The 24,367-nt window shown below is 60.2% G+C and carries 22 protein-coding genes; 19 read left to right on the forward strand and 3 right to left on the reverse strand.

The window, feature by feature from the left end; translation table 11 throughout:
* Positions 1–30 precede the first annotated feature (30 nt).
* From rplQ to HMPREF0308_RS00835, 5 genes are all read left to right on the forward strand, one after another.
* Positions 31–552: a 50S ribosomal protein L17 gene (gene rplQ / locus HMPREF0308_RS00815; protein WP_005527818.1), complete on the forward strand. Its 522-nt coding sequence runs from the start codon at positions 31–33 to the stop codon at positions 550–552.
* A gap of 101 nt (positions 553–653) precedes the next feature.
* Positions 654–1,487 (forward strand): trimeric intracellular cation channel family protein, encoded by an 834-nt coding sequence (locus HMPREF0308_RS00820; RefSeq protein WP_005527821.1) that lies wholly within the window; start codon positions 654–656, stop codon positions 1,485–1,487.
* Between the two features lie 15 nt (positions 1,488–1,502).
* A complete protein-coding gene (truA, locus tag HMPREF0308_RS00825; RefSeq protein WP_005527822.1) occupies positions 1,503–2,360 on the forward strand; it encodes a tRNA pseudouridine(38-40) synthase TruA in 858 nt (285 codons plus the stop codon).
* Positions 2,361–2,506: 146 nt separating this feature from the next.
* A complete protein-coding gene (gene eccB / locus HMPREF0308_RS00830; RefSeq protein WP_005527824.1) occupies positions 2,507–3,769 on the forward strand; it encodes a type VII secretion protein EccB in 1,263 nt (420 codons plus the stop codon).
* Between the two features lie 56 nt (positions 3,770–3,825).
* Positions 3,826–4,272: a TIGR02611 family protein gene (locus HMPREF0308_RS00835; RefSeq protein ID WP_005527825.1), complete on the forward strand. Its 447-nt coding sequence runs from the start codon at positions 3,826–3,828 to the stop codon at positions 4,270–4,272.
* Here the strand turns inward: HMPREF0308_RS00835 and HMPREF0308_RS00840 are convergent.
* Together HMPREF0308_RS00840 and eccD are read right to left on the reverse strand one after the other, a co-directional pair.
* The gene (locus HMPREF0308_RS00840; protein ID WP_005527827.1) at positions 4,244–5,467 is read right to left on the reverse strand and encodes a S8 family serine peptidase; all 1,224 of its coding nucleotides are present in this window, start codon (positions 5,465–5,467) and stop codon (positions 4,244–4,246) included. The genes HMPREF0308_RS00835 and HMPREF0308_RS00840 overlap by 29 nt on opposite strands.
* An 8-nt stretch (positions 5,468–5,475) precedes the next feature.
* Positions 5,476–6,879, reverse strand: coding sequence for a type VII secretion integral membrane protein EccD (gene eccD, locus HMPREF0308_RS00845; protein WP_050765387.1), 1,404 nt, complete (start codon positions 6,877–6,879; stop codon positions 5,476–5,478).
* A gap of 416 nt (positions 6,880–7,295) precedes the next feature.
* Between eccD and eccCa the strand changes: the two genes are divergently transcribed.
* From eccCa to HMPREF0308_RS13975, 10 genes are all read left to right on the forward strand, one after another.
* Positions 7,296–10,886, forward strand: a complete 3,591-nt coding sequence (gene eccCa, locus HMPREF0308_RS00850) for a type VII secretion protein EccCa (protein ID WP_005527832.1) — start codon at positions 7,296–7,298, stop codon at positions 10,884–10,886.
* Positions 10,883–12,025, forward strand: coding sequence for a type VII secretion-associated protein (locus HMPREF0308_RS00855; protein WP_005527834.1), 1,143 nt, complete (start codon positions 10,883–10,885; stop codon positions 12,023–12,025). Before eccCa ends, HMPREF0308_RS00855 begins: the two co-directional genes overlap by 4 nt.
* 121 nt (positions 12,026–12,146) lie before the next feature.
* On the forward strand, positions 12,147–12,464 hold the full coding sequence (locus tag HMPREF0308_RS00860) for a WXG100 family type VII secretion target (RefSeq protein WP_034656525.1): 318 nt from the start codon (positions 12,147–12,149) through the stop codon (positions 12,462–12,464).
* A 64-nt stretch (positions 12,465–12,528) separates the two neighbouring features.
* On the forward strand, positions 12,529–12,816 hold the full coding sequence (locus HMPREF0308_RS00865; protein ID WP_005527839.1) for a WXG100 family type VII secretion target: 288 nt from the start codon (positions 12,529–12,531) through the stop codon (positions 12,814–12,816).
* 334 nt (positions 12,817–13,150) lie between these two features.
* Complete coding sequence (gene rplM / locus HMPREF0308_RS00870; RefSeq protein ID WP_034656527.1) at positions 13,151–13,594, forward strand: 50S ribosomal protein L13; 444 nt, start codon at positions 13,151–13,153, stop codon at positions 13,592–13,594.
* Positions 13,594–14,136: a 30S ribosomal protein S9 gene (gene rpsI / locus HMPREF0308_RS00875; RefSeq protein ID WP_005527843.1), complete on the forward strand. Its 543-nt coding sequence runs from the start codon at positions 13,594–13,596 to the stop codon at positions 14,134–14,136. The genes rplM and rpsI overlap by 1 nt, the downstream gene beginning before the upstream one ends.
* Before the next feature lie 126 nt (positions 14,137–14,262).
* Positions 14,263–15,606, forward strand: coding sequence for a phosphoglucosamine mutase (gene glmM / locus HMPREF0308_RS00880; protein WP_005527845.1), 1,344 nt, complete (start codon positions 14,263–14,265; stop codon positions 15,604–15,606).
* 137 nt (positions 15,607–15,743) lie between these two features.
* Positions 15,744–16,067, forward strand: coding sequence for a hypothetical protein (locus tag HMPREF0308_RS00885; RefSeq protein WP_005527847.1), 324 nt, complete (start codon positions 15,744–15,746; stop codon positions 16,065–16,067).
* 113 nt (positions 16,068–16,180) lie between these two features.
* Positions 16,181–17,599: a zinc metalloprotease gene (locus tag HMPREF0308_RS13105; protein ID WP_172465255.1), complete on the forward strand. Its 1,419-nt coding sequence runs from the start codon at positions 16,181–16,183 to the stop codon at positions 17,597–17,599.
* Positions 17,599–17,913 carry a hypothetical protein gene (locus HMPREF0308_RS13975; protein ID WP_005527850.1) on the forward strand — a complete coding sequence of 105 codons (315 nt, stop codon included), beginning with the start codon at positions 17,599–17,601 and terminating at the stop codon, positions 17,911–17,913. The genes HMPREF0308_RS13105 and HMPREF0308_RS13975 overlap by 1 nt, the downstream gene beginning before the upstream one ends.
* A gap of 124 nt (positions 17,914–18,037) precedes the next feature.
* Here the strand turns inward: HMPREF0308_RS13975 and HMPREF0308_RS00900 are convergent, their stop codons facing one another.
* Complete coding sequence (locus tag HMPREF0308_RS00900; protein WP_005527852.1) at positions 18,038–18,868, reverse strand: dienelactone hydrolase family protein; 831 nt, start codon at positions 18,866–18,868, stop codon at positions 18,038–18,040.
* A gap of 316 nt (positions 18,869–19,184) precedes the next feature.
* Here HMPREF0308_RS00900 and glmS point away from each other — a divergent pair, with 316 nt between their 5' ends.
* From glmS to HMPREF0308_RS00920, 4 genes are all read left to right on the forward strand, one after another.
* Positions 19,185–21,056, forward strand: coding sequence for a glutamine--fructose-6-phosphate transaminase (isomerizing) (gene glmS / locus HMPREF0308_RS00905; protein WP_034656529.1), 1,872 nt, complete (start codon positions 19,185–19,187; stop codon positions 21,054–21,056).
* Positions 21,057–21,184: 128 nt separating this feature from the next.
* Positions 21,185–22,276: an alanine racemase gene (gene alr, locus HMPREF0308_RS00910; RefSeq protein ID WP_005527857.1), complete on the forward strand. Its 1,092-nt coding sequence runs from the start codon at positions 21,185–21,187 to the stop codon at positions 22,274–22,276.
* Positions 22,273–22,737: a tRNA (adenosine(37)-N6)-threonylcarbamoyltransferase complex ATPase subunit type 1 TsaE gene (tsaE, locus tag HMPREF0308_RS00915; protein ID WP_005527859.1), complete on the forward strand. Its 465-nt coding sequence runs from the start codon at positions 22,273–22,275 to the stop codon at positions 22,735–22,737. Before alr ends, tsaE begins: the two co-directional genes overlap by 4 nt.
* Positions 22,738–24,330: an aspartate:alanine exchanger family transporter gene (locus tag HMPREF0308_RS00920; protein WP_005527861.1), complete on the forward strand. Its 1,593-nt coding sequence runs from the start codon at positions 22,738–22,740 to the stop codon at positions 24,328–24,330.
* Positions 24,331–24,367: the final 37 nt, after the last annotated feature.

The raw sequence follows: 24,367 nt of genomic DNA on the forward strand, positions 1-24,367 counted from the left end.
CTCACTTTATCCGCACACGAGGAGTACATAATGCCAACCCCTAAGAAGGGTGCCCGTCTCGGCGGCTCCGCTACCCAGCAGGCTCACCTGCTGAGCAACCTGGCTGCTAGCCTGTTCGAGCACGGCGCAATCAAGACCACCGATGCGAAGGCGAAGATGCTTCGTCCTTACGCTGAGAAGATCATCACCAAGGCTAAGTCCGGCACTCTTGCTGACCGCCGCGCAGTGCTGAAGCTCATCCCGCACAAGGATGTTGTTGCGCACCTGTTCGACGAGCTGGGCCCGAAGTTCGAAGGCCGCGAGGGCGGCTACACCCGCACCATCAAGCTGGAGAACCGTACCGGCGACAACGCCCCGATGTCCCAGATCTCCCTCGTTCTTGAGGAGACCGTGACCTCCGAGGCTAACCGCGCTACCCGCGCAGCTGCTTCCAAGCAGGCTGAAGAGGCTAAGGTCGAGGAGACCAAGGCTGAAGAGGCTGAGGAAGCAAAGGCAGAGGCAACCGAGGCAGAGGTCGAGGAGACCGCTGCTGAGGAGACCGAGGAGAAGTAAACTTCTCTCGCCTTAACCAGGCCGCAGTACCACCTTAGGTGGGGCTGCGGCCTTTTGTTATGCTTTCTGGGCCATATAACCCCGACCATAACGTATACTCTATGACCCCGCTGTTTACTGTGCTGTACGTAATCGGCATCGTCTCTGAGGCGATGACCGCTGCGCTGTCCGCTGGCCGGCAAAAAATGGATTTGTTCGGCGTCATCATGTTGGGCGCTGTCACCGCATTGGGCGGCGGCACGATCCGTGACATGGTGCTGGGCGCCTACCCGTTGACGTGGGTGGCGGAACCGCGCTTCCTCTTGGCCGTGGTGGCCGCCGCCGTCGTCACGGTTTACATGTCCTTCCTCATGCACTATTTCCGGCATGTATTCCTGCTTCTCGACGCCCTGGGCCTTGCGGTATTCAGCGTCCTTGGCGCTCAAAAGGCCCTGGAACATGGCCATGGGTTGGTTATCGCTGCCGTGGCTGCGGTGCTGACCGGTGTCTTTGGCGGTATTTTGCGTGACTTGTTGTCCGACCGTATCCCGCTGGTCTTGTCCGCGGAGCTGTACGCCTCCATTTCTGTTCTTGCTGCCTTTTCTTATGCGGGATTGATGGAGCTGGGGCTCAGCGATGAGGTCGCTGGCGTCGTGACGGTATGCCTGGCGCTGGCGCTGCGCGTGGCCGCGATCTACTTCGGATGGTCGCTGCCGGTGTTTGAATACCGGGGAGCCGAACAACCCATGGACCCGCGCCTGCGCTTGTCTGCCCGCATTGTTCGGGACGGCGCCCGCAAAGCCAAGCGCAAAGCCGGCCAGGCCAAGGATAATCTAAAGCACCCCAAGCGGGCTGGCTATGCCGCTTTGAGCAAGCTGGGCGTGAGCAAGAGCGCGAAGGGCCAGCGCGCGTCCCAGGATTGGGAACTCAATCGCGAGTGGAATGCCAACGACTAGGTAGGATCAGCATCCATGACTAACGTTCGCCTTCGCCTAGACCTGGCCTACGACGGCACCGACTTCCACGGGTGGGCCCGCCAGAAGGGGGATTTGCGTACAGTCCAAGGGGTTCTCGAGGACAATCTTTCAATGATCCTGCGCCACGACGTAGAGCTGACTGTTGCGGGGCGTACCGATGCAGGCGTGCATTCCGCGGGGCAGGTAGCGCACTTTGACGTGCCGTCGGAGGCTCTAGATCAGCGATCGATTGATGGGGACCCGGCCAAATTGGTGCGTCGTCTAGCAAAGCTCCTTCCTGAAGACGTTCGTGTGCATGCCTGCACAGCGGCGCCAGAGGGATTTGACGCCCGCTTCTCGGCACTGCAGCGCCACTACGTTTACCGCATAACCACGCACCCACGCGGCGCACTTCCGACGCGCGCGCGGGATACTGCGCAGTGGCCAAAACCGGTGGACATTGACGCAATGCAGGAAGCCGCGACCACCTTGGTGGGTCTCCACGACTTCGCCGCGTTCTGTAAGGCCAAGCCGCACGCCACCACCATCCGGGACCTGCATTCCTTCGAGTGGGTGGACGTCTCCACGCCCACCGAGCCGCAGCTCTATGAAGCACGCGTCTGCGCAGATGCCTTCTGCTGGTCTATGGTGCGTTCCTTAGTGGGCTGTTGCTTGCGCGTGGGCGAGGGTGCACGCGACGTCGACTTCGCCACAGCGATGCTCGCTGAGAGCCAGCGTTCTTCCCAAATACCGCTGGCTCCAGCCAAAGGATTGAGCTTGGTACGTGTGGACTATCCGGCCGATGAGGAGCTCGCGGCGCGCGCGGCGGTGACTCGGGATCGTCGCGCTGCGGATGACGTGCAGTTGGGCTAAAGTAGCGCGCAGACTTACACAAATAAGCGCAGTCGCGTGAGGCGGTGGGGTGCCGCCTTAAAATCCTTAGGGTAGGGGTTCGTTGACGCCATCCGCGGGGTGCGCACTGCGCGTGAATTTCGGGGGAGGTTCGCATGGCTCGTCCCATGCCTACGACAAAAGCACACGTCTCAGGGTATAAGTTTCTGCGCCGACGGGTGGAACACGGCTTGGTTCTGGGCGATATCCGGATGATTCATGATCCGCTCGCCAAGCGGCGCCGCGCGCTCGTCTTCGGCATCATCGCCGTGGCCTTTCTAGGGGTTGGCTCGGGGCTTATGGCGTGGTTGCAACCCAATCCCAATCCGGGGGATGCGCCCATCGTGCGCACGGACCAAGGCCAGCTCTTTGTTCTGGTGAATGAGGCCTACCATCCAGTCGCTAATCTGACGTCCGCACGTTTGATTGTGGGCGAGCCGGCGACGCCGCATGCCATCGGCACGGACTTTCTGGGCGGTGCCCGCCTAGGCGCGCCGCTGGGAATTGCAGATGCGCCGAACTATCTGGCGGATCCCACCTCGCCGCATTCGGCGTGGGCAGCCTGCTATTCGCCGCAGGAAGACGTAGGCGATGAAAACCTCACGACCATCGACGACGATGCGGGGCGCCCAGGAGAGACCATCGTCGTGGCGAATGCGGATGTGCAAGGATTCACAGCGCAGGCCGCAGCCTTGGTGGAGTCCGGTGGCAAGAGGTGGTTGCTCACCGAGGCAGGGCGCGTGGCATTGCCCGCGGACACGAGCACACAAGGCAGGGTGCTGCGCCGCGCATTAGGGCTGCGCGATGACACGTATACGTGGAAAGTCTCAGAGGAGCTTCTCAATGCTTTCGCAGAGTTGCCGCCGCTGTCCTTTCCAGCGGAGCTACCGAAGATCCTGGATACCGGTGACGGCCTGTGGGCGCGCAGTGAGCAGGGAGTAGCAGCGATTACTCCCACCCAGGCGGAGATGCTGGTGGGGATGGGGGCGCAGCGCCTGAACACTGAAGCAACGGAGGTCGCAGCGCTTGGCGACGCCCCATTAGGCTTCAACCTGCCTTCTACCAGGTACGAGTTCCATGGCCCCGATGCGGGCTGGCTGTGCGCCAACGACGAAGGCGGAGGTGCTCTCAGCACACCAGTCGCGGGCAGCGTCGCCGTGGCGGGCGAAAGCGCTGCAGACCGGTTCGTGGGCCTAGAAGCTGGCGGGGTGGGCGTCGACAGTGGTCATGGCTACCATGTGATTTCCGCTACTGGACTTCGGCATGCAGTCTCCCAAGGCACCCTCATGGAGGCTCTCGGGACTACCAGTGACGTGCAGGTTCCTTGGGAAATTTTGCGGCTTCTGCCTGAGGGATCGCCCCTGGAGCGAGATGAGGCGCTGCGCGGCTGAAAGCGGTGCTCGGAAGAGATGCAGGCGGGCCGGACAGGTAGCTAGAATCAGTGCGCATGGGAACAATGCGCGAGGCGGTGCATGAGCGCGTAGAGAATTTTCGTGACCGGCACTCGCGCTCAAAGGAAGCCAAGTACGGCTTCTTGGTCCGTCCACTGACGCTGACCTTGGGATGGACCATCCTGATCGTCGGACTCATCACCATCCCGCTGCCCGGCCAAGGATGGCTCACCACCTTCGTAGGAATCGGGATTCTCTCCCTTGAGGTGCACTGGGCCCGTCACCTTTTGGAGTGGGGTGTTCACCAATACGATCGCTTCTTCGACTGGTTTGGCCGTCAATCCATGCGTACCCGCGCGCTGCTCATCACCTTGCTGATCGTGATTATTTGGCTCGTCTTCGCGCTCATTCTGTGGGGGTCATGGGCAACCGGATACCTGGACTTCCTCAACGGTTTCTTCGCGTGGTTGGGAATCACGCGTCCCGAATTCGGCGCAGCGTAGCGCCTAAGACAACAAGCCCGCCCAATGAGGCCACGAGCGCCATCAACCGCGCGGGCGCAACACTGCGTTCAGCGGCGGCTGGCCGAACAACTACGGACTTTTCTGGTGCAGCTGCATCAGCGCTCGCGTTGGGGCTTTCCCGATCCTGGTGGAAGGTCAGGGCGCTGAGCGGATCGATGAAACCGTTGCCTGGTTCGGCAGCAGCATAGATGCGGGCACGCAGCTGCGCGGGGCTTTCATGCGGATAGCGCTGCGCGAGCAAGGCGACGGTTCCGCTGAGAACCGGTGCGGCAAAGGAGGTGCCGTGGAATGGGGAGGGCTGGCCGTCGCCGGTGGTCTTGGCGCGTGCCCACTCGCCGCCAGGGGCTAGCGCCAAGGGCACGTGGCCGTCGGCGCTGAGACGACGATCCTTGTCGTGAACAGGGATGGAATACTCGGCGACGTCGTGGGCGTTTGCCAGTGCGCCCACGGCCAGCACGGTGGCAGCATGCGCAGGATAGACCACGTCTTCTTTGGTGCAGCCGCCCGAGGACGCATTGCCGGAAGCTGCAACAATCACCGCGCCGCTATCCTCGGCCCGCTGCAACGCGGCGTCGAGATCGCGCGTGTCCACCCGGTGTGCGTCCTTGCGCGGAACGCAGGAAATTACAGAAATGTTGATGACTTTGGCTCGCTCATCCAGAGCGCTGTTGATCGCAGCGGCAAGCGTCTCCAAGGTCCCGGAGGAGCTGAGGTTGTCCTCTGCGCGATGGCGGTAGTGCCCGCTGGTCTGCCGGATGGACACAATCTCCGCACGGGGTGCGATGCCGATGTCATAGCCAGCAATCACGCCGGCGACGGCCGTTCCGTGGATATCGCAATCCCGTAGGGAATCGGGTTCTTCCGGAGTGACGAAGTCGCTGCCGCCGCGTAACGCCCGTAGTTGCGGATGCGGGCTGACACCAGTGTCGATGACGGCCACGGTGATGCCTTCACCGGTGGCAAAAGAATGCAGCCGTGCCCGGTACGCCGCTTGTTCCTGCGAGGAACGCGGTGAACGCTCCGCAGGAATAGACACTGCGCATGCGACGTCAGGTTCGCGGGCCTGCGCCGGCGCGGGAAGAATCAACGAGACCCCAAGAAGCATCAATGTAGCCGCCACCCGAAGTGAGCGGGCGAGAGCGCAGCCTGAGGCAAAAGACTCCTGAGCTTGCATGGCGTTTCCTATCCGAGACCACGGATGAGAAGGAAGATGCCTGCCACGTGTGCGGCTAGCGGTAAGCACGCTGCAACCGCGAGCGTCTCAGCGCGCTCGTACCACGCAATCGTGGTGGGCGCAGCCAGCGCAACCTTGGGCGCCCACAGGGGAGTGGACACCATCGCAGCGAGCACACCTACAGCGAGTGCGCTGAGTACCCAGATGCTCCACGGCGGACTGGTGGTGAGAGTGCTCCAGCTGCGGGCAGCATAGATAGCGGCCACAGCCGTGGCGGCCACCGCCAGCCCAGTCAATGCCCACGATGACACCACGCGGGCATGGCGTACCGCATGCAGCACCGTGGCGCCAGCGAGTGCCACGCACAAGAGCTGGGCGAAGAGGACCGCCACTAGGTTGGTAGAGCTCACCGGCATTACGGCCAGAAGCGCCAATGCCGGAAGGCCCGCCGCGGCAGCGCCGATGCACACGCCCTCGTAGGCCAGCCCGGCGCGATCTGCGCGCTGATCCACGTCATCCTGCACGGAGTCCGAGACGTTGAGGTCTTGACCCGCGGTGGGCAGTTGCGGGACCTTGAGCCCGACTAGGTGCGTGGTGAAGGAGGGCGCACCGGCCAGCAGTATCACCGTCGCGGCGAGCGCGCATGCAGCGCCTGCTGAGGGAACTACTTCCGGGGCCTGGGTGCCCACGAGGTCGGCGCCCTGCGCGCCGGGGAGTAGGCTGCCTGCGGCGCCGATCGCGCACAACAATGCGGTGGTCAATGTGGCAAGGCTCAAGCGCATCCCGCCTAACTTGGTGGCGTGGCAGGCTGCCAGAGCAATAAGCGCACCGACGCACCCGGCCCAGAGCGCCCAGGGGCGTTCGGCTTCTTGGGGCGAGATAAACACCCAGCCCGCGACGGCTGCCGCAGCGATACAAAGAAAGGTCAAGAGAGCCGAACGCGTCCATAACGCCAATACGAATGCCCCTAGTGCAACGAGGCTGGCGGCCGGAAGCAGGCCCAGCGTGGCCGCGATGATGCTGCTTGCGGCAAGCAAACCGGCGCCGGCCCACACGGTTGCGGATTGCGCTGGCAGTCCCGCCGCCGCATTGTGGGCTAGAGCTTCTGCCGCGTCACGCACTACCGGCGCCGGTTTCTCTTCGACCGGCTCGATGATGAGTACCGAGCCTTCACGCAACGGTGTTCTTTCGAGCATGGTGCTAAGCGGGATTGCCTTGCCGCCCGCAGTGCTTGCCTGGAGTGGGACGGTGAAAATGGGGGCGTCGACAAGCTGCATCAGCTCCCCTAAAGACTCCCCAACGCTGGCAGCCAGCGGCAGCGCAACGTCTGCCTCCTTGCGGAATTCAAAAATATGGAATCGCACCGTGACCCGCACTGATTGTGCCTGCGTGGTGCTCAAAACTTCCGTCATGCAGAAATCCTCCCCCGAGAAAAACTGGTGCCTTATGGGCCTTCCCCACACGGCTTCCCCCTTGCCTAACTCCACACATTGTGGCTTACTAGTGGCATCGTGTCCACCGCAAACGGTTAATCCGATTCACGGTGATGCATGGTGTAGGGCTGGGGTGCCGTGCACTGTGCAACGTAGTGAAAAGCAGTGGGGACGTGGGGAAATCGGAGGGATTTTATGGGGGAATTATGTCCATACCTGGACTCTCACATGCGTTATACAACGGAGTAAACAATTCGCTTGCGCGCGAAAAGATTGTCGAAGTACTAGATTCCGGCCAGCGTGAACCAGCACCACCTTTGCCGCAAGGCAGCGTGGATGCGGAGGCAGTGCCGGAGGCGGTGCGACCGCAACCGGTGCCTTTGATACGTATTCTTATGCCGCTGGTGATGGTTGGCGCGATGCTGGGCATGGTTGCATTGATGGTGTTGGGTGCGGGGCCAGAACGCCGCGTGAGCCCGATTAGCTTGATGTTTCCGCTCATGATGCTGGCGAGCGTCTTCATGATGTTCAATCCACAAGGCGGCGATCAGAATCCCGATGAGACGCGGCGGACCTACCTGCGGCACCTGAAGGCGTTGCGGGAAAAAGTCTTGGAGCTGTCAGCGGCGCAACGCGCGCATGAGGAGCACCGAAATCCGGCGCCCGAACAGGTGGCAGCGTTGGTGGGAAGTTACCGGATGTGGGAGCGCGTCGCCGACGACCCCGATGCGCTTGAAGTGCGCGTGGGCACTGGGCCGATGGCTTTGTGCGTGCCCATCAACGTGCCTGATTCAGGTGCCACGGAAGACCTTGATCCGGTGTGTGCGGTGAGCGTGCGGCACACGGTCAATGCCTTGCGGACGTTGGCGGAGATGCCGGTGGTCATTCAGCTGCAGGCATTTACCTGCCTGGGGCTTTCGGGGGAGCGAGCCGCGGATGTGGCACGCGCGATGTTGCTGCACTTGGCCGTGGCCCATGGCCCGGAGACGGTGGGCATTGAGCTGTACCCGCGGTGCAACACCGAGTGGGAGTGGGTCAAATGGTTGCCGCATACAAGGAGGCCTGAGCAGGCACGGTTTCGCATTGTGCTTGTCGACGCCACCCGCATCCCCGCGCATGCCGATCTACCGGAGGATGATGAGGTCACGAGCTATCTCTGCGTGGGCGTGCAGCGGCATACGCCGCTTGGGCAGCGTGCGGAAGAAGACGGAATCTTTCTCGTAGCAGGCGAGGGTTTGCAGGTCGTTACCGCTGCAGGGGATGAGGTACTGGGTGTGCCCGATGACGTCGATGCTGAGACAGCGCTGCTGGTCGCGCGACAGCTGGCACAGTATCGCCGTCCCGACTTGCACGGCGCGGTCCGCTCGCGCAGGCGCAGTAACGACCTCATGGATCTGGTGGGCTGTGGGGACATCGATGAGCTGGCCGCCAGTGGAATGTGGGCGGGCAGACAGGCTGAGCAACGCCTCAAGGTCCCGATTGGGCTGGACGAGGTGGGGCAACCGGTGTACCTCGACCTCAAGGAATCCGCGCAGGGCGGCATGGGGCCGCATGGTCTGTGCATTGGGGCTACCGGCAGCGGAAAGAGCGAATTGCTGCGAACGCTCGTTGCCTCACTTGCTGCGACCCATAGTCCGAAAGAACTCAACCTAGTCCTGGTCGACTTCAAGGGCGGTGCGACCTTCCTGGGCTGCGATACGCTGCCGCATACCTCGGCTGTCATCACCAACCTGGAAGAAGAGTCCACGCTGGTGGAGCGTATGCACGATGCCATTTCTGGTGAGATGAATCGCCGTCAAGAGCTGCTGCGCGCAGCAGGAAACTTTGCCAACGTCGATGCTTTCAACGCCGCTCCGCGCGCGGTGGAGGAGTTTGGCTGCATCCCGGCTCTTGTCATTGTGGTCGATGAATTCTCTGAGCTGTTGGGACAGCATCCCGACTTCGCGGAGCTCTTTGTCGCGGTGGGTAGGCTCGGCCGTTCCCTGCACGTGCACCTGTTGCTGGCTTCGCAACGCCTAGAGGAAGGGCGGTTGCGTGGACTGGATTCTCACTTGTCCTATCGCATTGGTTTGAAGACTTTTTCTGCTGCGGAATCACGGCAGGTTCTCGGCGTCACGGACGCCTATCATCTGCCCGCCCAGCCCGGCGCGGGCTATCTTAAGGCGGATGCTGACGCGCCAACGCGCTTCAAAGCCGCCTACGTTTCGGGCCCGGTAGAGCGTCGCGTCGCAGCACCAGAATCCCAAGGCACTGCGGACTCCGCGGGGCGAATGCAGCAGACGCGGCCGCGCGTGACGTTCTTCTCCGGATGGGCGCCGGCACAGGATGAGGACGTTGACGCGCACGCAGTAGCAGCGCAGCACACGGTGGTTGATGAGTCGCAGTCGCTTCTCGACGCCCTCGTTGCAGCCGCCGAGCTGGAGGCGCGGCGTCGCCAGCAGCATGCGCACCGTATTTGGCTGCCGCCGCTGCCACCTGTGGTGGAGCTTTCCGCAGTGGTGGCAACACCTGAAGACCAGGGCAGGAATGCAGGTGCACAGCCCTTCCTAGAGGCGGCGATCGGCATCATCGATAGGCCTTTTTACCAGCGTCAAGACCCGCTCGTGGTGGATCTTGCTGCGGAAGGTGGGCACCTCGCCATTTGTGGCGGCCCGCAATCCGGAAAGTCGATGGCCCTGCGCAGCGTGGTGACGGCATTAGCTGTGGTGAACAAACCGGCGCACGTGCGCTTCTACGTCATTGATCTGGGTGGTGGGCAGTTGACCGCGCTAGCACGGCTGCCGCACGTTGCGGGAGTGGCCAGCCGGGATGAGCCCGAGAAGGTCCGGCGAATTGTGGATGAGGTGGCGGGCCACATTCGCCGCCCCAGTGAACCACATACGTTCCTCGTCATCGATGGATGGCATCACATCGGCACTGCCGGCGCCGAGTACGAAGACCTGGCGGAGCCCGTCACCGCAATCGTGGCCGATGGTGCATCGGCGCGGGTTCACGTGGTGGTCACCACCAACCGGTGGACTAGTATGCGCCCGAATGTCCGCGATCTGATTTCCCAACGTCTTGAACTGCGCCTTGGCGAAGCGATGGATTCGCTCATCGACCGCAAAGCGCAGCAGAAGCTCCCCGCCGCGCCGGGCCGGGGACTCACGGTGGGCGGCGAGAACATGCTCATTGCGGCCACGGCCAATCAAGACCTAGCGCATGTCGCAAGGATTCACGTCGATTCTGAACCGGTGCCTGCACTCAAGATGCTGCCGGACGTGCTGCGTGAGGTCGAAAACGTGGAAGGAATCAGCGGAATCACCTGGGGTATCGGCGGGCCCGACCTGGAACCGCTGGCCTGGGATCCCGCGGCGACGCCACATGTGGTGTGCGTGGGCTCCCAAGGCTCTGGAAAGTCAGCGTTTCTCAGCACTGTGTTGCAAGGAATAGAAAAGCTTCCGCGGGAGGAAGCGCGCATCGTCGTCATCGACCACAGGCGCGCGCACCTGGGGACACTCGAACCTGACATGGTGGCGGCCTACGCGGCCAACACCGCGGCCACACAGCAGACGATCATCGATACAGCGCGCACCCTGGAGGCGCGTCTTCCTGGCGCGGACGTGACGCCCGCTGAGCTCGCCGCGCGTTCCTGGTGGCAGGGCCCGGACATTTACCTGGCAATTGATGACTTGGATTTGGTCAGCGAGATTGCCTTGGCGCCTTTACTTGAACTGCTTCCGCATGCGCGTGATATCGGGCTGCACCTGCTGATTGCTCGCAAATCGGGCGGAATTGGCAGGGCACTTTATAGCCAGTTCCTCTCCGCCGTCCGCGACCTTCAACCCGCAGTATTTCTTCTCGACTCCGATCGTGAGGAAGGCACCATCTTCGGCCTCAAACCCGCGGCCCAACCACCTGGACGCGGTCAGTGGTCCATTCGTGGCGCCCTCGTTGGCGTTGCCCAATCTCTTTACACCGAATCAACCCAGGAGAACTTCTCATGACTTCCACTCTTTCCGGCCAATTCTCTTCCGCAGGGCTCGGCGACACCGACACTCTCATAATCACCATTTTGGATGCAGCCACCATCTACGAGGGCCCAGAAACGGTCTATCGTTATGACCTTCCCGGTACCGGCATCGTGGATGGCTGGGCGCTGTCCCCAGTAGTAGAGCAGTGTTCCAAGATTTGTGGTCCGCAATGGCCAGAGGTAACAGCTGAGGTCATCGTCGACGTTTCCGGCACAGAAATTTCGGTGGAGGCGGCGGCAATTTTGCGTAGGCAACTCGAAGTGGCGGGGGTCTTGGTGGCTTCAGATACCGATGCCGAATACGCCGGGCCTGTATTTACACCCGACATGGAACCCGCAGAAACGCCGACCCAAGAATTCCACGTAAAGAACACTTCAGTCACCGAGCGCCCAAGTGTGGGATATGAACTTGATGATCGTGGGCACCAGGAGCACATGCTTGAAGACGCCGCGACTTCGAAACCTAAAGCAAAGCCCCGCAAGGCAACCAAGCGGCCGAAACTCAAGCCCCTCTCACTGCCCGCCTGGTTTGATCCTTTTTATGCGGGTATTGCCGCAGTCGTATTCACTGTCGCTGGCCTGTCCTGGTGGGCAATGGGGCGCCACGAGGAACAAGCATCAGTAGAGCAACTTTCGCAGACTGTAGCCCAAGCGCCACAACCAAGCGCTGCGCCAAGTAGCGGCCCTGCCGTGGAGGAAGCCAAACCGGGTTTGAACCCAGGGCAGAAGGAACTCGACGTTGAGGGGATGAACGTGGTTCTCCCACAAGGTTTCCACCCCAAGGTTGAAGATGGCGTGGTGACAGTAACTGGTGAGGACCCGGATCTGCGCATTTTGCTTTCCGCTGATCCCCTCTACGCAGTGCCAGTGGACATGCTTTTTAAGGAGCTGCACGCGGAAATCGAAACGGATCCCGCTTTGTCCGAGCCAAGGGAGGAAGCTGGGCGCTTAAACTATCTGGAAGATCCCGGCGATGGTTCCAAGGTGTCGTGGATGACATGGGCCGATGGCGAGCACCAGCTTTCGGTTGGATGCCATACGCGCTACGAGCCGAATGTGGTGCAAAAAGCCGCCTGCCGCATGGCAGCGGAGTCATTGGTGAAGAAGAACTAAAGAGTTTTTCGGTTCCGGGGAACCGATTCTGATTCAGCGCAGTCTAATAAGTATGAGAAAGCCGCACTCGGCTTTTTCGGGGGAAATACACACCACTTTGAGCCCAAGGAAGGGGCAAGAAATGACTCAGCTGTTTAAGACTGAAGCCGATGTAATGGTGGCTACTGCTGGACGCGTGGACTCCACCAATGACGAGGTGCAGGGGGAACTCACTCGTCTGCAGGGCGTCGTGGACTCGGTGCGTTCCAACTGGGATGGCCGTGCGCAGGTCTCATTCGACAATCTCATGCAGCGCTACAACACCTCGGCACAGCAGCTGCGCGAGGCGCTGACCGCAATCTCTGACAACATCCGTGACAACGCTCGCAACTTCGACGATGTAGAAGCCACCAACGCGCAGGCCTTTTCCAACGTCGGCGGAGCAGGCCTTGCCCTCTAAGCCGTTCAAGGCTTAAAACTCACAGCACAACTGGCAATCACAGGAAGACGCAAAGAAGGAAAACATGTCTGCTATCAAGTACGAATTTGGCGCCATCGCGGGTGCTGCTGCCGATATCAACTCCACTTCCGGCCGCATCAACGGTTTGCTCGGGGACCTCAAGTCCACCCTGCAACCAATGGTGGCTACCTGGGAAGGCGAATCGGCCGCGGCTTATAACGAGGCGCAGGCAAAGTGGGACAACGCTGCTGCAGAGCTCAACACTGTTCTGGCCACCATTTCCAAGACCGTCTCGCAGGGCAACGACGCAATGAGTGACGTCAACCGCCGTGCGGCAGCAAGCTGGGGCTAAGGAGGAGTTGCTCATTCGCATCGAGCCGGGCCAATCTTCTTAAACACACCACACCGAGTAGGGAGCAAGGCGAACGCAACTGGTCTCGATGCACGCACCCCGGGCTTTGATATAAGCCCGGGGTGCGTATGTTTTCGCACCCTTAGTGCGAGAGGGGCGTCGCCAAGCAAAGCGTTTTGGGTTTTGAGCAGCTGACGGCTAAAGTTGTAGCCCTATGTGTTTGCATCCTTTTGGGGTGCGCGCTTTCTGCAGGTCTCCACCGGCCGCTGTACGGAAGCGTAAGACATTCATAGCGTTGGCCGGCAGTCCTCAGACAGACTTTCAAGGAGTCATTTTGTCTACTTTCCACCCGAAGAGCGGTGACATCACCCGCAAGTGGTACGTCATCGACGCTACCGATGTGGTGCTGGGCAAGCTTGCTTCCACCGTTGCAGACATGCTGCGCGGTAAGCACAAGCCACAGTTCGCACCGAACGTTGATTGCGGCGACCACATCATCATCCTGAACGCGGACAAGATCCACGTTTCCTCCAACAAGCGCGAGCGCGAAATGCGCTACCGTCACTCCGGTTACCCGGGCGGCCTGAAGTCCATGACTCTTGGTCAGTCCCTGGACACCAACCCGGTTCGCGTTATCGAAGAAGCTGTTAAGGGCATGATGCCGCACAACAAGCTTTCCGACGCCTCCATCAAGAAGCTGCACGTCTTCGTTGGTGAGGAGCACCCTTACGCCGGTCAGAAGCCGGAGACCTTCGAGTTTAAGCAGGTGGCACAGTAATGACCGAGCAGAACATCGCAAACGCTGACAACAACGTAGCCGACGCTGCCGACATCGCTGCAGCAACCGCTGCTACCGAGGAGTTCACCAACACCATCGGTGATTCCATCGCTACCTCCACCGAGGCAGAGGTTGAGACCGCTGCTCCGATTCACGAGGGCCCGATCCAGACCGTTGGTCGCCGTAAGCGCGCCATCGCTCGTGTTCGCCTCGTTGCTGGTTCCGGCGAGATCACCGTGAACGGCCGTTCCTTCGACAACTACTTCCCGAACAAGCTGCACCAGCAGGACATCCTCCTGCCGCTGACCCTGCTTGAGCGCGAAGGCCAGTTCGACATCAAGGTCACCGTTTCTGGCGGCGGCCCAACCGGCCAGGCAGGCGCTCTGCGTCTGGCTATCGCCCGCGCACTCAACGTCTACAACCCGGCTGACCGCCCGGCCCTCAAGAAGGCTGGCCTGCTCACCCGTGACGCACGTGCCGTGGAGCGTAAGAAGGCTGGTCTGCACAAGGCACGTCGTGCCCCGCAGTACTCCAAGCGTTAATTCTTCGCTTACGTACAGCTCGAGCCGTTGCTTCCTTTTCGGAAGCGACGGCTCGTGCCGTTTTCGCACCCGGCAAGGCTTACCTCATGCTGCGTGGTGGTGGGGCCAAAGTGCATAATTGAATCCATGACTCGACTTTTCGGAACCGACGGCGTTCGTGGTCTCGCGAATGAAAAACTCACCCCTATTCTGGCTCTGCGGTTGGGACAAGCGGCGGCGCAGGTGCTCACGGCAAACCGTGAGTCTTATGAGCGCCGCCCACTAGCCATTATTGGTCGCGACCCCCGTGTCTCCGGCGAAATGCTGGATGCCGCCATTGCTTCTGGCCTGGCCTCCCGTGGCATCGACGTCGTGCGGGTGGGAGTTTTGCCCACCCCAGCTATTGCATTCCTGACCGATGATTATGGGGCAGACCTGGGCGTGATGATTTCCGCATCCCACAACCCGATGCCAGACAACGGCATCAAGTTCTTCTCCGCGGGCGGCAAGAAGCTGCCTGACGACGTCGAGGATCGGATCCAGGCCGCCATGGAAACCCTGACCGAGAATGGGCCTACGGGTACCAAGCTCGGCCGCATTATTTCCGAAGCTCCGGACGGTCGTGAGCGCTACCTGAAGCACCTAGCCGAGGTGGTCACCACTGATCTTTCCGGAATCAAGGTAGTTGTTGACACCGCAAACGGTGCCGCCTCGAAGGTTGCGCCGAAGGCATACGCGGATGCCGGTGCTGAGGTCATCGCAATCCACAACAAGCCGAACGCGTTCAACATCAATGAAGACTGCGGTTCTACCCACATCGAGAAGACCCAGGCGGCCGTGGTGGAACATGGCGCTGATCTCGGCTTGGCGCACGACGGTGACGCGGATCGCTGCCTGGCTGTCGACGCCGAGGGAAACGTCGTTGACGGTGACCAAATCATGGCCCTTCTGGCAGTGGGCATGAAGGAAGAAAATGACCTGCGTTTCAACACTCTCGTTGCAACGGTGATGTCCAACCTTGGCTTGAAGCTGGCCATGCAGGAGCAGGGCATTGAGGTTAAGGAAACCGCTGTCGGTGACCGCTACGTGCTGGAAGAGCTCAACCGCGGTGACTACTCGCTGGGCGGCGAGCAATCTGGACACTTGGTTCTGCCTGATGACTGCACCACTGGTGATGGCACCCTGACTGGTTTGTCCATCATGGCTCGCATGGCTAAGTCGGGGAAGTCCCTCAAGGAACTGGCATCAGTGATGACTGTGCTGCCGCAGGTGCTCATTAACGTGCCTGTCTCTGATAAGTCCAGCATCATGTCTTCCGCCGAAGTACTGGAAGCAATTGCTGTAGCAGAAGAAGAGCTCGGTTCCACCGGCCGCGTGTTGTTGCGTCCGTCTGGCACGGAGGAGCTGTTTCGCGTGATGGTTGAGGCCGCTGAGAAGGAGCAGGCCCGCAAGGTTGCTGGAAGGCTCGCAGCTGTAGTCTCCGCAGTCTAAACCTCAGACTGAGCGGTAGCCGGGAACCACGAATTTCTTGTGGTTCCCGGTTTCTGTAGTTTTGGGGGAACCGTCAGAGGCAAAGCGCAGTCCAATAAGGGCAGGAATTGATCTCGGCTGGCCTAGGAGTGCCTACAGTGACGGATGTATTTTTTGATGAGCAAGATATAGCTCAGCGTATTAACCGCGTCTTGGATGAGACACAAATTCAACGCATCGCCCATCTAGCAGATGCTCCCTCGTTTCCGCCCAGTGCCGCTGGGCGCGACTTTGCGGGACATGGGGCGCGGATTCAGGAGATATTGGAACGCCTGCATGAGAGAGGCACGTGGCGTTTGGACAATATAGCTTCGCACGCCGAAGCAGTACGGGCGCAAGTACAGGAATTTTCAGAGGCCGATATTGAGCATTCTGGGAATTTGACTCGCGTAACCCCGGACTTGGCGGGAGGGGAGAAATGAGCACGGCTACCAAGTCTTTGTTAGGGGACTATTCGCAGGCGGTGTCGCAGTTTCAAGCGGCAAGCCAAGGCTCATATGGTGGTCCGAGCACTCCGCTTGACCTACTTGGGAGCATGATTGGTTCTGTTGACGGAATCAAGCCTCAAGAGCTGGTGCAGGGCACTATCGCGGCGATGGGCGGTAAACGCCCAGCACGTGGCGGGGGAGGGCTGAAGGGTTTCCTTGTAGGGGTAGTGCTGAGCATTGCCGACGACGCTTTGCTGGAACACCTCGGCGGTGTGCAGGAGGACTTCGAAAAAGAACGGGACGAGGCGGATGAGCTGACTGATAAAGCACAACAATGCTCTAACGCTATTGAAGAAATCGTCGATGTCTCTGACACAGCTTTGACGGAACTCATTTCTGCAGTTGTGCCATTGCTCAACATCTTGACCATGATCGCGGCAAAGCACACGCTAGGGCGTTTCATCGTTCCCATTATCTCGACCATTGGCGCTGACCTTATCGAGCGCACGAATGACACAATCGTCAATACATGCCGTGACCGGGACTCCGCAATTGAACAGTGCTACGAGAAATTCGAGGAGAGCTGCACAAAGGTTTGTGAACGCCAGCTACCCGAAACCGCACCAGAGCCAGCTTGCAAGTGCCCGCAGCCAGCGGCAGAGACACCTTGTCAGCCCAGTTCACCAGGCGGGGTGACCCCAACGGCGCCTGCGCAAAAAACTGAACCACTGACAGCAGGGGGCGCTGATCCAGTCGTCGAGAAGCAAGCGTGTGAGACGAAGCCAAGCAACGCGCCCAAGGAGGAGTCGCACCCAGAGCCGAATCCAAAACCCAAACCAGAACCAAAACCTGAACCAAAACCTGAACCAAGACCTGAAGCAAGCCCAGAACCACGGCCTGAGCCGTGCCCTAAGCCGGAACCCAAGACTCAGCCAGCACAGGTGCCGTGTCCGGAAGAACCAGAACCAAGACCTGAATCAAAACCAGACCCAGAGCCGTGCCCGCAGCCAGAAGAACAAAAACCTGTGGAGAATGAAGAAACACCCACGGATGACTGCGAGCACGATTGCAATGACGAGGCTCCCGTTGCCGAATGCGTGCCAGAGCAAGCATGCTGTGGTTGCTTGGGTGCGCTCGGGGTTGGAGTAGCCATCATTGGGGTTGGGCTTTTAATAGCGGCGGCAGCAGAATGCCTTGAGAATATGCCGGAACCTGAGGTGCCGGCTCCCGAACCGCCCCCAGCACCAGAGCCGCCAGCACCAGCACCTGAGCCATGCCCAGAGCCAACTAATGACGGCGTGATTCCACCACCGCCGGAGCTAGCGGAAGTAAAGGAACCGCCGCCACCGCCGGAAAAGGTGGCGCATATGCAGGCCGCTACGGCGCCTGAACCAGTAGCTGTACCGCAGGAATCTGCTGCTCCAGCGCCGGCCCCGGCCCCTAGCCCGGCGCCTGCTCCGGAACCGGCGCCCACACCGCAACCAGAAGAAAAGACAGTTCACGCACGGAAGGCAGGGCAGTGGTAATGGCACCAGTAAATGATGAGTTTGCAGAGTTTGCGCGGGGGTTTAGGGAGCGCACCGCAGCCCGGCTGCTTGAGTTTGAAAAGGCGATGGCGAAGGCGCAGGATGAGCTCGAGAAGTCAGCTGAGAAAGCTACTGCAAGAGCACACATGGCTAAACAATCGCCGCAGTCGCAGACTGAGCGGCGACATCTGGGGCAAGGTCAGGTGGCCCAAAATCCGGCAGCGCAACGTTATATAGGAACATCCGGCCAGGTTAGTTCCTCTAGCAGGAGGGGCAACAGGCAAGTGAAGTCGGTGTTGCGGAGAGGAAATTAGTGCATCACATTGCCCGGTGCTGGCCACAATGCACAATGCCAGCCCGTGTTTAGCGGACTGGCATTGTGTTAGCTAGGCACCGGCGTGGTGTCTGTGGCATTTCAGTGGCCGTTTAGCTGTCCTTTTAGCCGCGGTGGATGCCTGCCTTTTGGGCTAGCTCTTCACCGAAGTAGCTCGTAACGCCCTTGGCGGTGGCGTCAGCTTCAGCGAAGTCGTCGTACTTAGACTCGCCGGCCAGAGTGGAAAGCAGGAAACCGGTTACTAATGCCCGTGCCGTTTCGGTCGCTCCAGCCTGGAACACGCCTGAGCCGATGGCTAGCTTGACCAAGCGATCCTCAGTGAAACCAGCCTGTGTTCCCTTGGCGAGCTCGCGGTAGGCGACCTTGCCGCCCCAGTTGTTTGCCAGCTCGGCCGGGTTACCCGCGCGGAACAAATCCTCGCGCTCAGAGCCCAAGATCAGTGCTGGGGCGGTAATCGAGCGGGCTGCCGCGTAGGAAGAAGGCGCAGTATCCGCTGGATAAATCGCAGCAACGGCGCGAATCTTTGGGTTATCAACTGCAGTCAAGGCAGCGACGCCGCCACCCATGCCGTGGCCTACTACGCCAAGCTTGGACGGAGAAACCGCAATCTTGCCGGTTCCCAGCTTTACACCCGCAGCAATTTGTAGCGAAGACTCCAAATCTGCCGCCAAGTTGCGGTGATTTGGCACTAGGCCGGTTTCCGTATCTGGAGCGACTACAACGATTCCCCAGCTTGCCAAGTGACGCAGCGTGGCGTGGTAGTTCTTGACCTTCTTGGTCCAATCATGGGCGAATGCCACAGTAGGCAGGCCTTTTCCCTCAGCCGGGGTATAAACCTTGCCGTTAATACCGGCGTAAGAAAGGTCGCCGACGAGAACGCGGTGCGGGCCGCGCTTGGACAGAGTTCCTAGATGCTTCTTTAGATTCGCAGACACGCATTCCAGAATAGAGGAAGAACGCCTTTGGGCGGTGGATAAGCGCCGCGAAAGGCTGCGTGGGGCTTGTGCAGCGTTGCGAAAAAGGGGGCGTCGTCAAGCGCAAAGCGTGCAAAGAATGCGTGAATTTTGTCATTGGCAAACTTCAACCAATAGAAGCAAACAAAACGGAATGTTTCTAAACGCGCAGGGTAGTCCCAGTCCGAATTGTCTTAAAGGACGGTCTAGCTGGGGCTTTTCTTCTGCTTTTAGGGGGTTTATTACATGCAGATTGAGAAGATAACGGCGCGGTTCTTATGGGGTAGGATTTAAGCCTATGTGTGGAATTGTTGGATATGTAGGTCACTGCGCTGATGACCGTGAATACTACGCCATGGACGTCGTGCTTGAGGGCCTTCGCCGCCTTGAATACCGCGGTTATGACTCCGCTGGTGTCGCGATGTACGCCGATGGTGAAATCGGTTGGCGCAAGAAGGCAGGCAAGGTTGCGGCGCTTGACGCCGAAATCGCAGCTCGTCCGTTGGCGGACTCCGTCTTGGGTATTGGTCATACTCGTTGGGCAACCCACGGTGGCCCGACGGACCTGAACGCTCACCCGCACGTCGTTGATGGTGGCAAGCTGGCAGTCGTGCACAACGGCATCATTGAGAACTTCGCTGAGCTGAAGGCTGAGCTGGCTGCTAAGGGCTACAACTTTGTTTCTGAGACGGACACCGAGGTTGCAGCAACGCTTCTGGGAGACATTTTCCACAACGAAGCTGGCCAGGACCTTACCAAGGCAATGCAGCTGACCGGCCAGCGCCTCGAGGGCGCGTTCACTCTGTTGGCTATTCACGCCGAGCAGGCCGACCGCATCGTGGCTGCCCGCCGCGACTCGCCGTTGGTTATCGGTCTGGGCGAGGGCGAGAACTTCTTGGGCTCTGACGTCTCCGGCTTCATTGACTACACCAAGTCCGCAGTGGAGATGGAAAACGACCAGGTTGTCACCATCACCGCTGACGAGGTTGTCATCACCGATTACGCAGGCAACCCAGCACAGGGCAAGCCATTTGAGATCCTGTGGGACGCTGCTGCTGCAGAAAAGGGCGGCTTCAACTCCTTCATGGAGAAGGAAATCCACGACCAGCCAGCTGCCGTGCGTGACACTCTTTTGGGTCGTTTCGACGAGCAGGGCAAGCTGACTTTGGACGAAGTCCGCATCGATGAATCAATTTTGAAGTCCATCGACAAGATCATCGTCATCGCCTGCGGTACTGCGGCTTACGCTGGCCACGTTGCACGCTACGCCATCGAGCACTGGTGCCGTATCCCAACCGAGGTCGAGCTCGCACACGAGTTCCGCTACCGCGATCCGATTGTCAACGAGAAGACGCTCGTCGTCGCTCTGTCCCAGTCCGGTGAGACCATGGATACCTTGATGGCTGTGCGTCACGCACGCCAGCAAGGTGCCAAGGTGATCGCTATTTGTAACACCCAGGGTTCCTCCATCCCGCGTGAGGCAGATGCTGCGCTCTACACCCACGCTGGTCCGGAAATCGCCGTGGCTTCCACCAAGGCCTTCCTGGCGCAGATCACCGCCACCTACCTACTCGGTCTCTACCTTGCACAGCTGCGCGGCAACATGTTCGCCGACGAGGTCAACGCTGTTCTGCAGGAACTGCGTGACATGCCGGACAAAGTGCAGAAGGTCATCGACAATGAGAAGCAGGTCTACGACCTTGCCGACTCGATGCAGGCTTCTGACTCCGTCCTCTTCCTGGGCCGCCACGTTGGCTTCCCAGTAGCGCTCGAGGGCGCGCTCAAGCTCAAGGAGATTGCTTACCTGCACGCTGAGGGCTTTGCCGCAGGCGAGCTCAAGCACGGCCCGATTGCGCTGATCGAGGAGGGCCAGCCGGTCTTCGTCATCGTGCCGTCTCCGCGCGGGCGTGACTCCCTGCACGCCAAGGTCGTCTCCAACATTCAGGAGATCCGCGCCCGCGGTGCCATCACCATCGTTATCGCTGAGGAGGGCGACGAGGCAGTGGAGGCATACGCTAACCACGTCATCCGCATTCCGCAGTCTCCGACGCTGATGCAGCCGTTGCTGGCTACGGTTCCGCTGCAGATCTTTGCTTGTGGCGTGGCCACGGCCAAGGGCTACGACGTCGATCAGCCGCGTAACCTGGCTAAGTCCGTCACTGTCGAGTAGGCGAGTAGCGCTACTTTTAAGGCTGGGATTCCACCGTTGTGCGTGGAATCCCGGCCTTAATTATTGACGGGTCCGCATTTTCAGGAGTCGGAGGCGATTGCGCTTGGGCCCAGTGGCACAATAGACCCATGCTTCGAACCAGAATCGACCTTGATGCCATCGCTCACAATGTCTCTTTGTTGAAGGAGAAGGTGGCGCCCGCGCAGCTCATGTGCGTGGTGAAGGCTGACGCTTATGGGCATGGCGTCAAGGAAGTAGCGCCCGTCATGGCGGCGGCAGGCGCGGATGCTTTTGGCGTCGCCACCCTTGATGAAGCCGTCGAGCTGCGCCGCAGCGGCATCGATCAGCCCATCGCGGCTTGGATTTGGGATTCTACGGACGAGGTAGCGGAAGCACTGGCTTGCCGCATCCACATCGGCGTGCCCTCGCTCACCCACGCGCGCTGCCTAGTGGAGACGGAAGTCGCCGCGAAGGTGTACATCAAGGTGGAGACGGGCCTGCATCGCTCCGGCGTCGACGAGTCTGATTGGGACGAGGTCTTCGCGCTGTTTCGCGATGCCCCGCAAATCGAGGTCTTGGGCCTCATGTCCCACTTTGCTTGTGCCGACGAGCCCGATAATCCTTTCAATGATGAGCAGGAAGCGACTTTCCGCCGTGCAATTGAGCGCGCACGCGCTGCTGGCCTTGAGTGTCCTATCAACCACTTGGCCAATTCCCCGGCTGTGCTGGACCGTCCCTCTGCTTACTTCGAGCTCGTGCGCCCAGGCCTTGCGTGTTACGGGCTTGAGCCTATTCCCGGGCGCGACCATGGGTTGAAGCCTGCGATGACATGGGCGGCGTCGATTGTGAATGTAAAACCCATCGAGGCTGGGGAGGCGACCAGCTATGGCCAAACCTGGCATGCAGAAAAGCGTGGGTTCTTGGCCACGGTTCCGTGTGGTTACGCGGATGGATTGCCGCGCGATTTCCAGGGCAAGTTGCACGTGGGTATCGGCGGCAAGCTCTACCCGCAGGTGGGCCGCGTGTGCATGGATCAGATTGTGGTGGACCTTGGCGATAACGAGTATGGCGTGCAACAGGGCGATGAAGCCATTATTTTCGGGGTGGGCGGCATGAGCGCAACTGCGCTTGCCGACGCCGCCGGAACCATCAACTACGAAGTGATCTGCCGTCCGACCGGACGTTCCGTTCGGAAATATGAAGGGGGAATTCGGAAATGATCGGTGATTTTTCCCACTCGGGAACCCGCGAAATTGCGACCGCTGACGCAGCCCGCGAGTTCGGAAAAGAGCTCGGTGCAGTGTTGGAAGCTGGAGATTTGGTGATTCTTGACGGTCCTCTGGGCGCGGGGAAAACCACCCTTACGCAGGGAATTGCCGAGGGGATGCAGGTCAAAGGCAGGGTAACCTCACCCACCTTTGTGATCGCCCGTGAACATCGCTCCTTGGTGGGCGGACCGTCCTTGGTGCATGTTGATGCTTACCGGCTATTGGATCATTCGGAAGATCCTCTTGGTGAGCTCGACGCCCTAGACTTAGATACCGAGCTCGAAGACGCTGTAGTCGTTGCCGAATGGGGCGGCGGATTCATGGACCAGCTGTCGGAGGCTTATCTCTTCATCAACATCAACCGCGAACGTGATGATGACACTCGAGTCATCACTTGGAATTGGGTGAACTAAATGCTGACCTTCCTTGCTGAACAACCTCTCCTGACACTTTTTCTCATCATGGCGGTAGGTTTGGCTGTCGGCAAGGTAAGCGCCTGGGGCGTCTCCTTGGGCGCCGCTGCCGCGATGTTCGTGGCTCTGGGTCTTTCCACGGCGAATCCGGACATCGCAATTCCGCCCTTTGTGTATCAGTTCGGCCTGGCGCTCTTCGTGTACGTCATCGGCCTGAACTTTGGCCAGTCTTTCTTCCGCGACTTCCTGTCCCGCGGTTGGAAGTTATCTCTGCTCATCGTCATAATGTTGCTGATCTTGGCAGGCGTCACGATTGGCTTCTTGCATGCATTCGACCTAAATCCGGCTATCGCGGTCGGTACCCTCGCAGGTTCTATCTCCTCGACGCCGGGTATGGCCGCGGCCGTCGAAGCTTTGGGCGGCGATTCCACGCCTGTGGTCGGCTACTCGCTGACTTACCCGGGCTGCGTCATCGGCACCATCATCGTTGCTGCCATCGGGGCGAAACTGCTGAAGGTTAACCACATCGATGACGCCAAAGCCGAAGGCATGATCGCCGCGCCCCTCGAATGGAAGGGCGTGCGTTTGGGCCGCGACTTTGCGGGAACAATCGACGATCTTTCCGCCATCACTGGTGAACGCATCATCGCAACCCGCCACATCAACAACCCGCACGACCACAACTTGGCCTACCCGGAGCTGCCGCTGCGCAAAGGCATGGAGATTATCGTCAACGGCACTGAGGAGGCAATCGACAAGGCCATCGCCGTACTCGGCGAAGAGATCTACGTGAACCTGCACGAGGAAGATGGTCTGGTCTACCGCCGCGTCACCGTCTCCAATCCCGAGGTCGCCGGCCGCACTATTGATGAGCTCAACACCGAGGACAAGGGTTTCATCATCGCCCGCGTGCGCAAAGGCGACTCCGACGTGGTCCCTGCGCCCGAGATGGTGCTTAACTATTCCGACCGCGTCCGCGTCATCACCGCGCCAGGCCGCCTTGACGACGTCCGCCGCTACCTCGGCGACTCTGAGTCCAAGCTCGGCAACGTAGACCTCCTGCCGTTTGCCCTCGGGCTCTTCCTCGGCCTCGCCCTCGGCGCTATTCCAATCCCGCTGCCGGGCGGCACCACTTTGAGCCTTGGCTTCGGCGGTGGCCCCATTGTCATGGGCCTCATCCTCGGCGCCGTCGGACGTTCCGGCCCTATCAACTGGCAACTGCCTTTCCACGCGAAGCAGACTCTGTCCACATTGGGACTCACGCTCTTCCTGGCCGGTGTCGGTACCTCGGCTGGCGGTAGCTTCCGCGCCGCGCTTTCCGATCCTTCCTCCTTCATCTACATCGGCGTCGGCCTAGCGCTGACTCTAATTTCGGCACTCGGCCTGGCCGCGGGCAGCATGCTCCTGTTCAAGCTGAAGTTTGACGAGGCCATGGGCGTCGTCGCCGGCATGACCACAAACCCGGCCATCATGGCCTACCTTAACCCGCAAACCGGCACCCAACTCGCGGAAAGGGGATACGCCACGGTCTATCCCACGTCGATGATCGGCAAGATTCTGGTCTGTCAGGTGCTCGCGCTGCTGCTGGTCTAGGAGCAAAGACGCACGGTGCGGCGGCTACCGGATGGCT

The sequence above is a fragment of the Corynebacterium striatum ATCC 6940 genome (assembly GCF_000159135.1).
GTDB lineage: Bacteria > Actinomycetota > Actinomycetes > Mycobacteriales > Mycobacteriaceae > Corynebacterium > Corynebacterium striatum.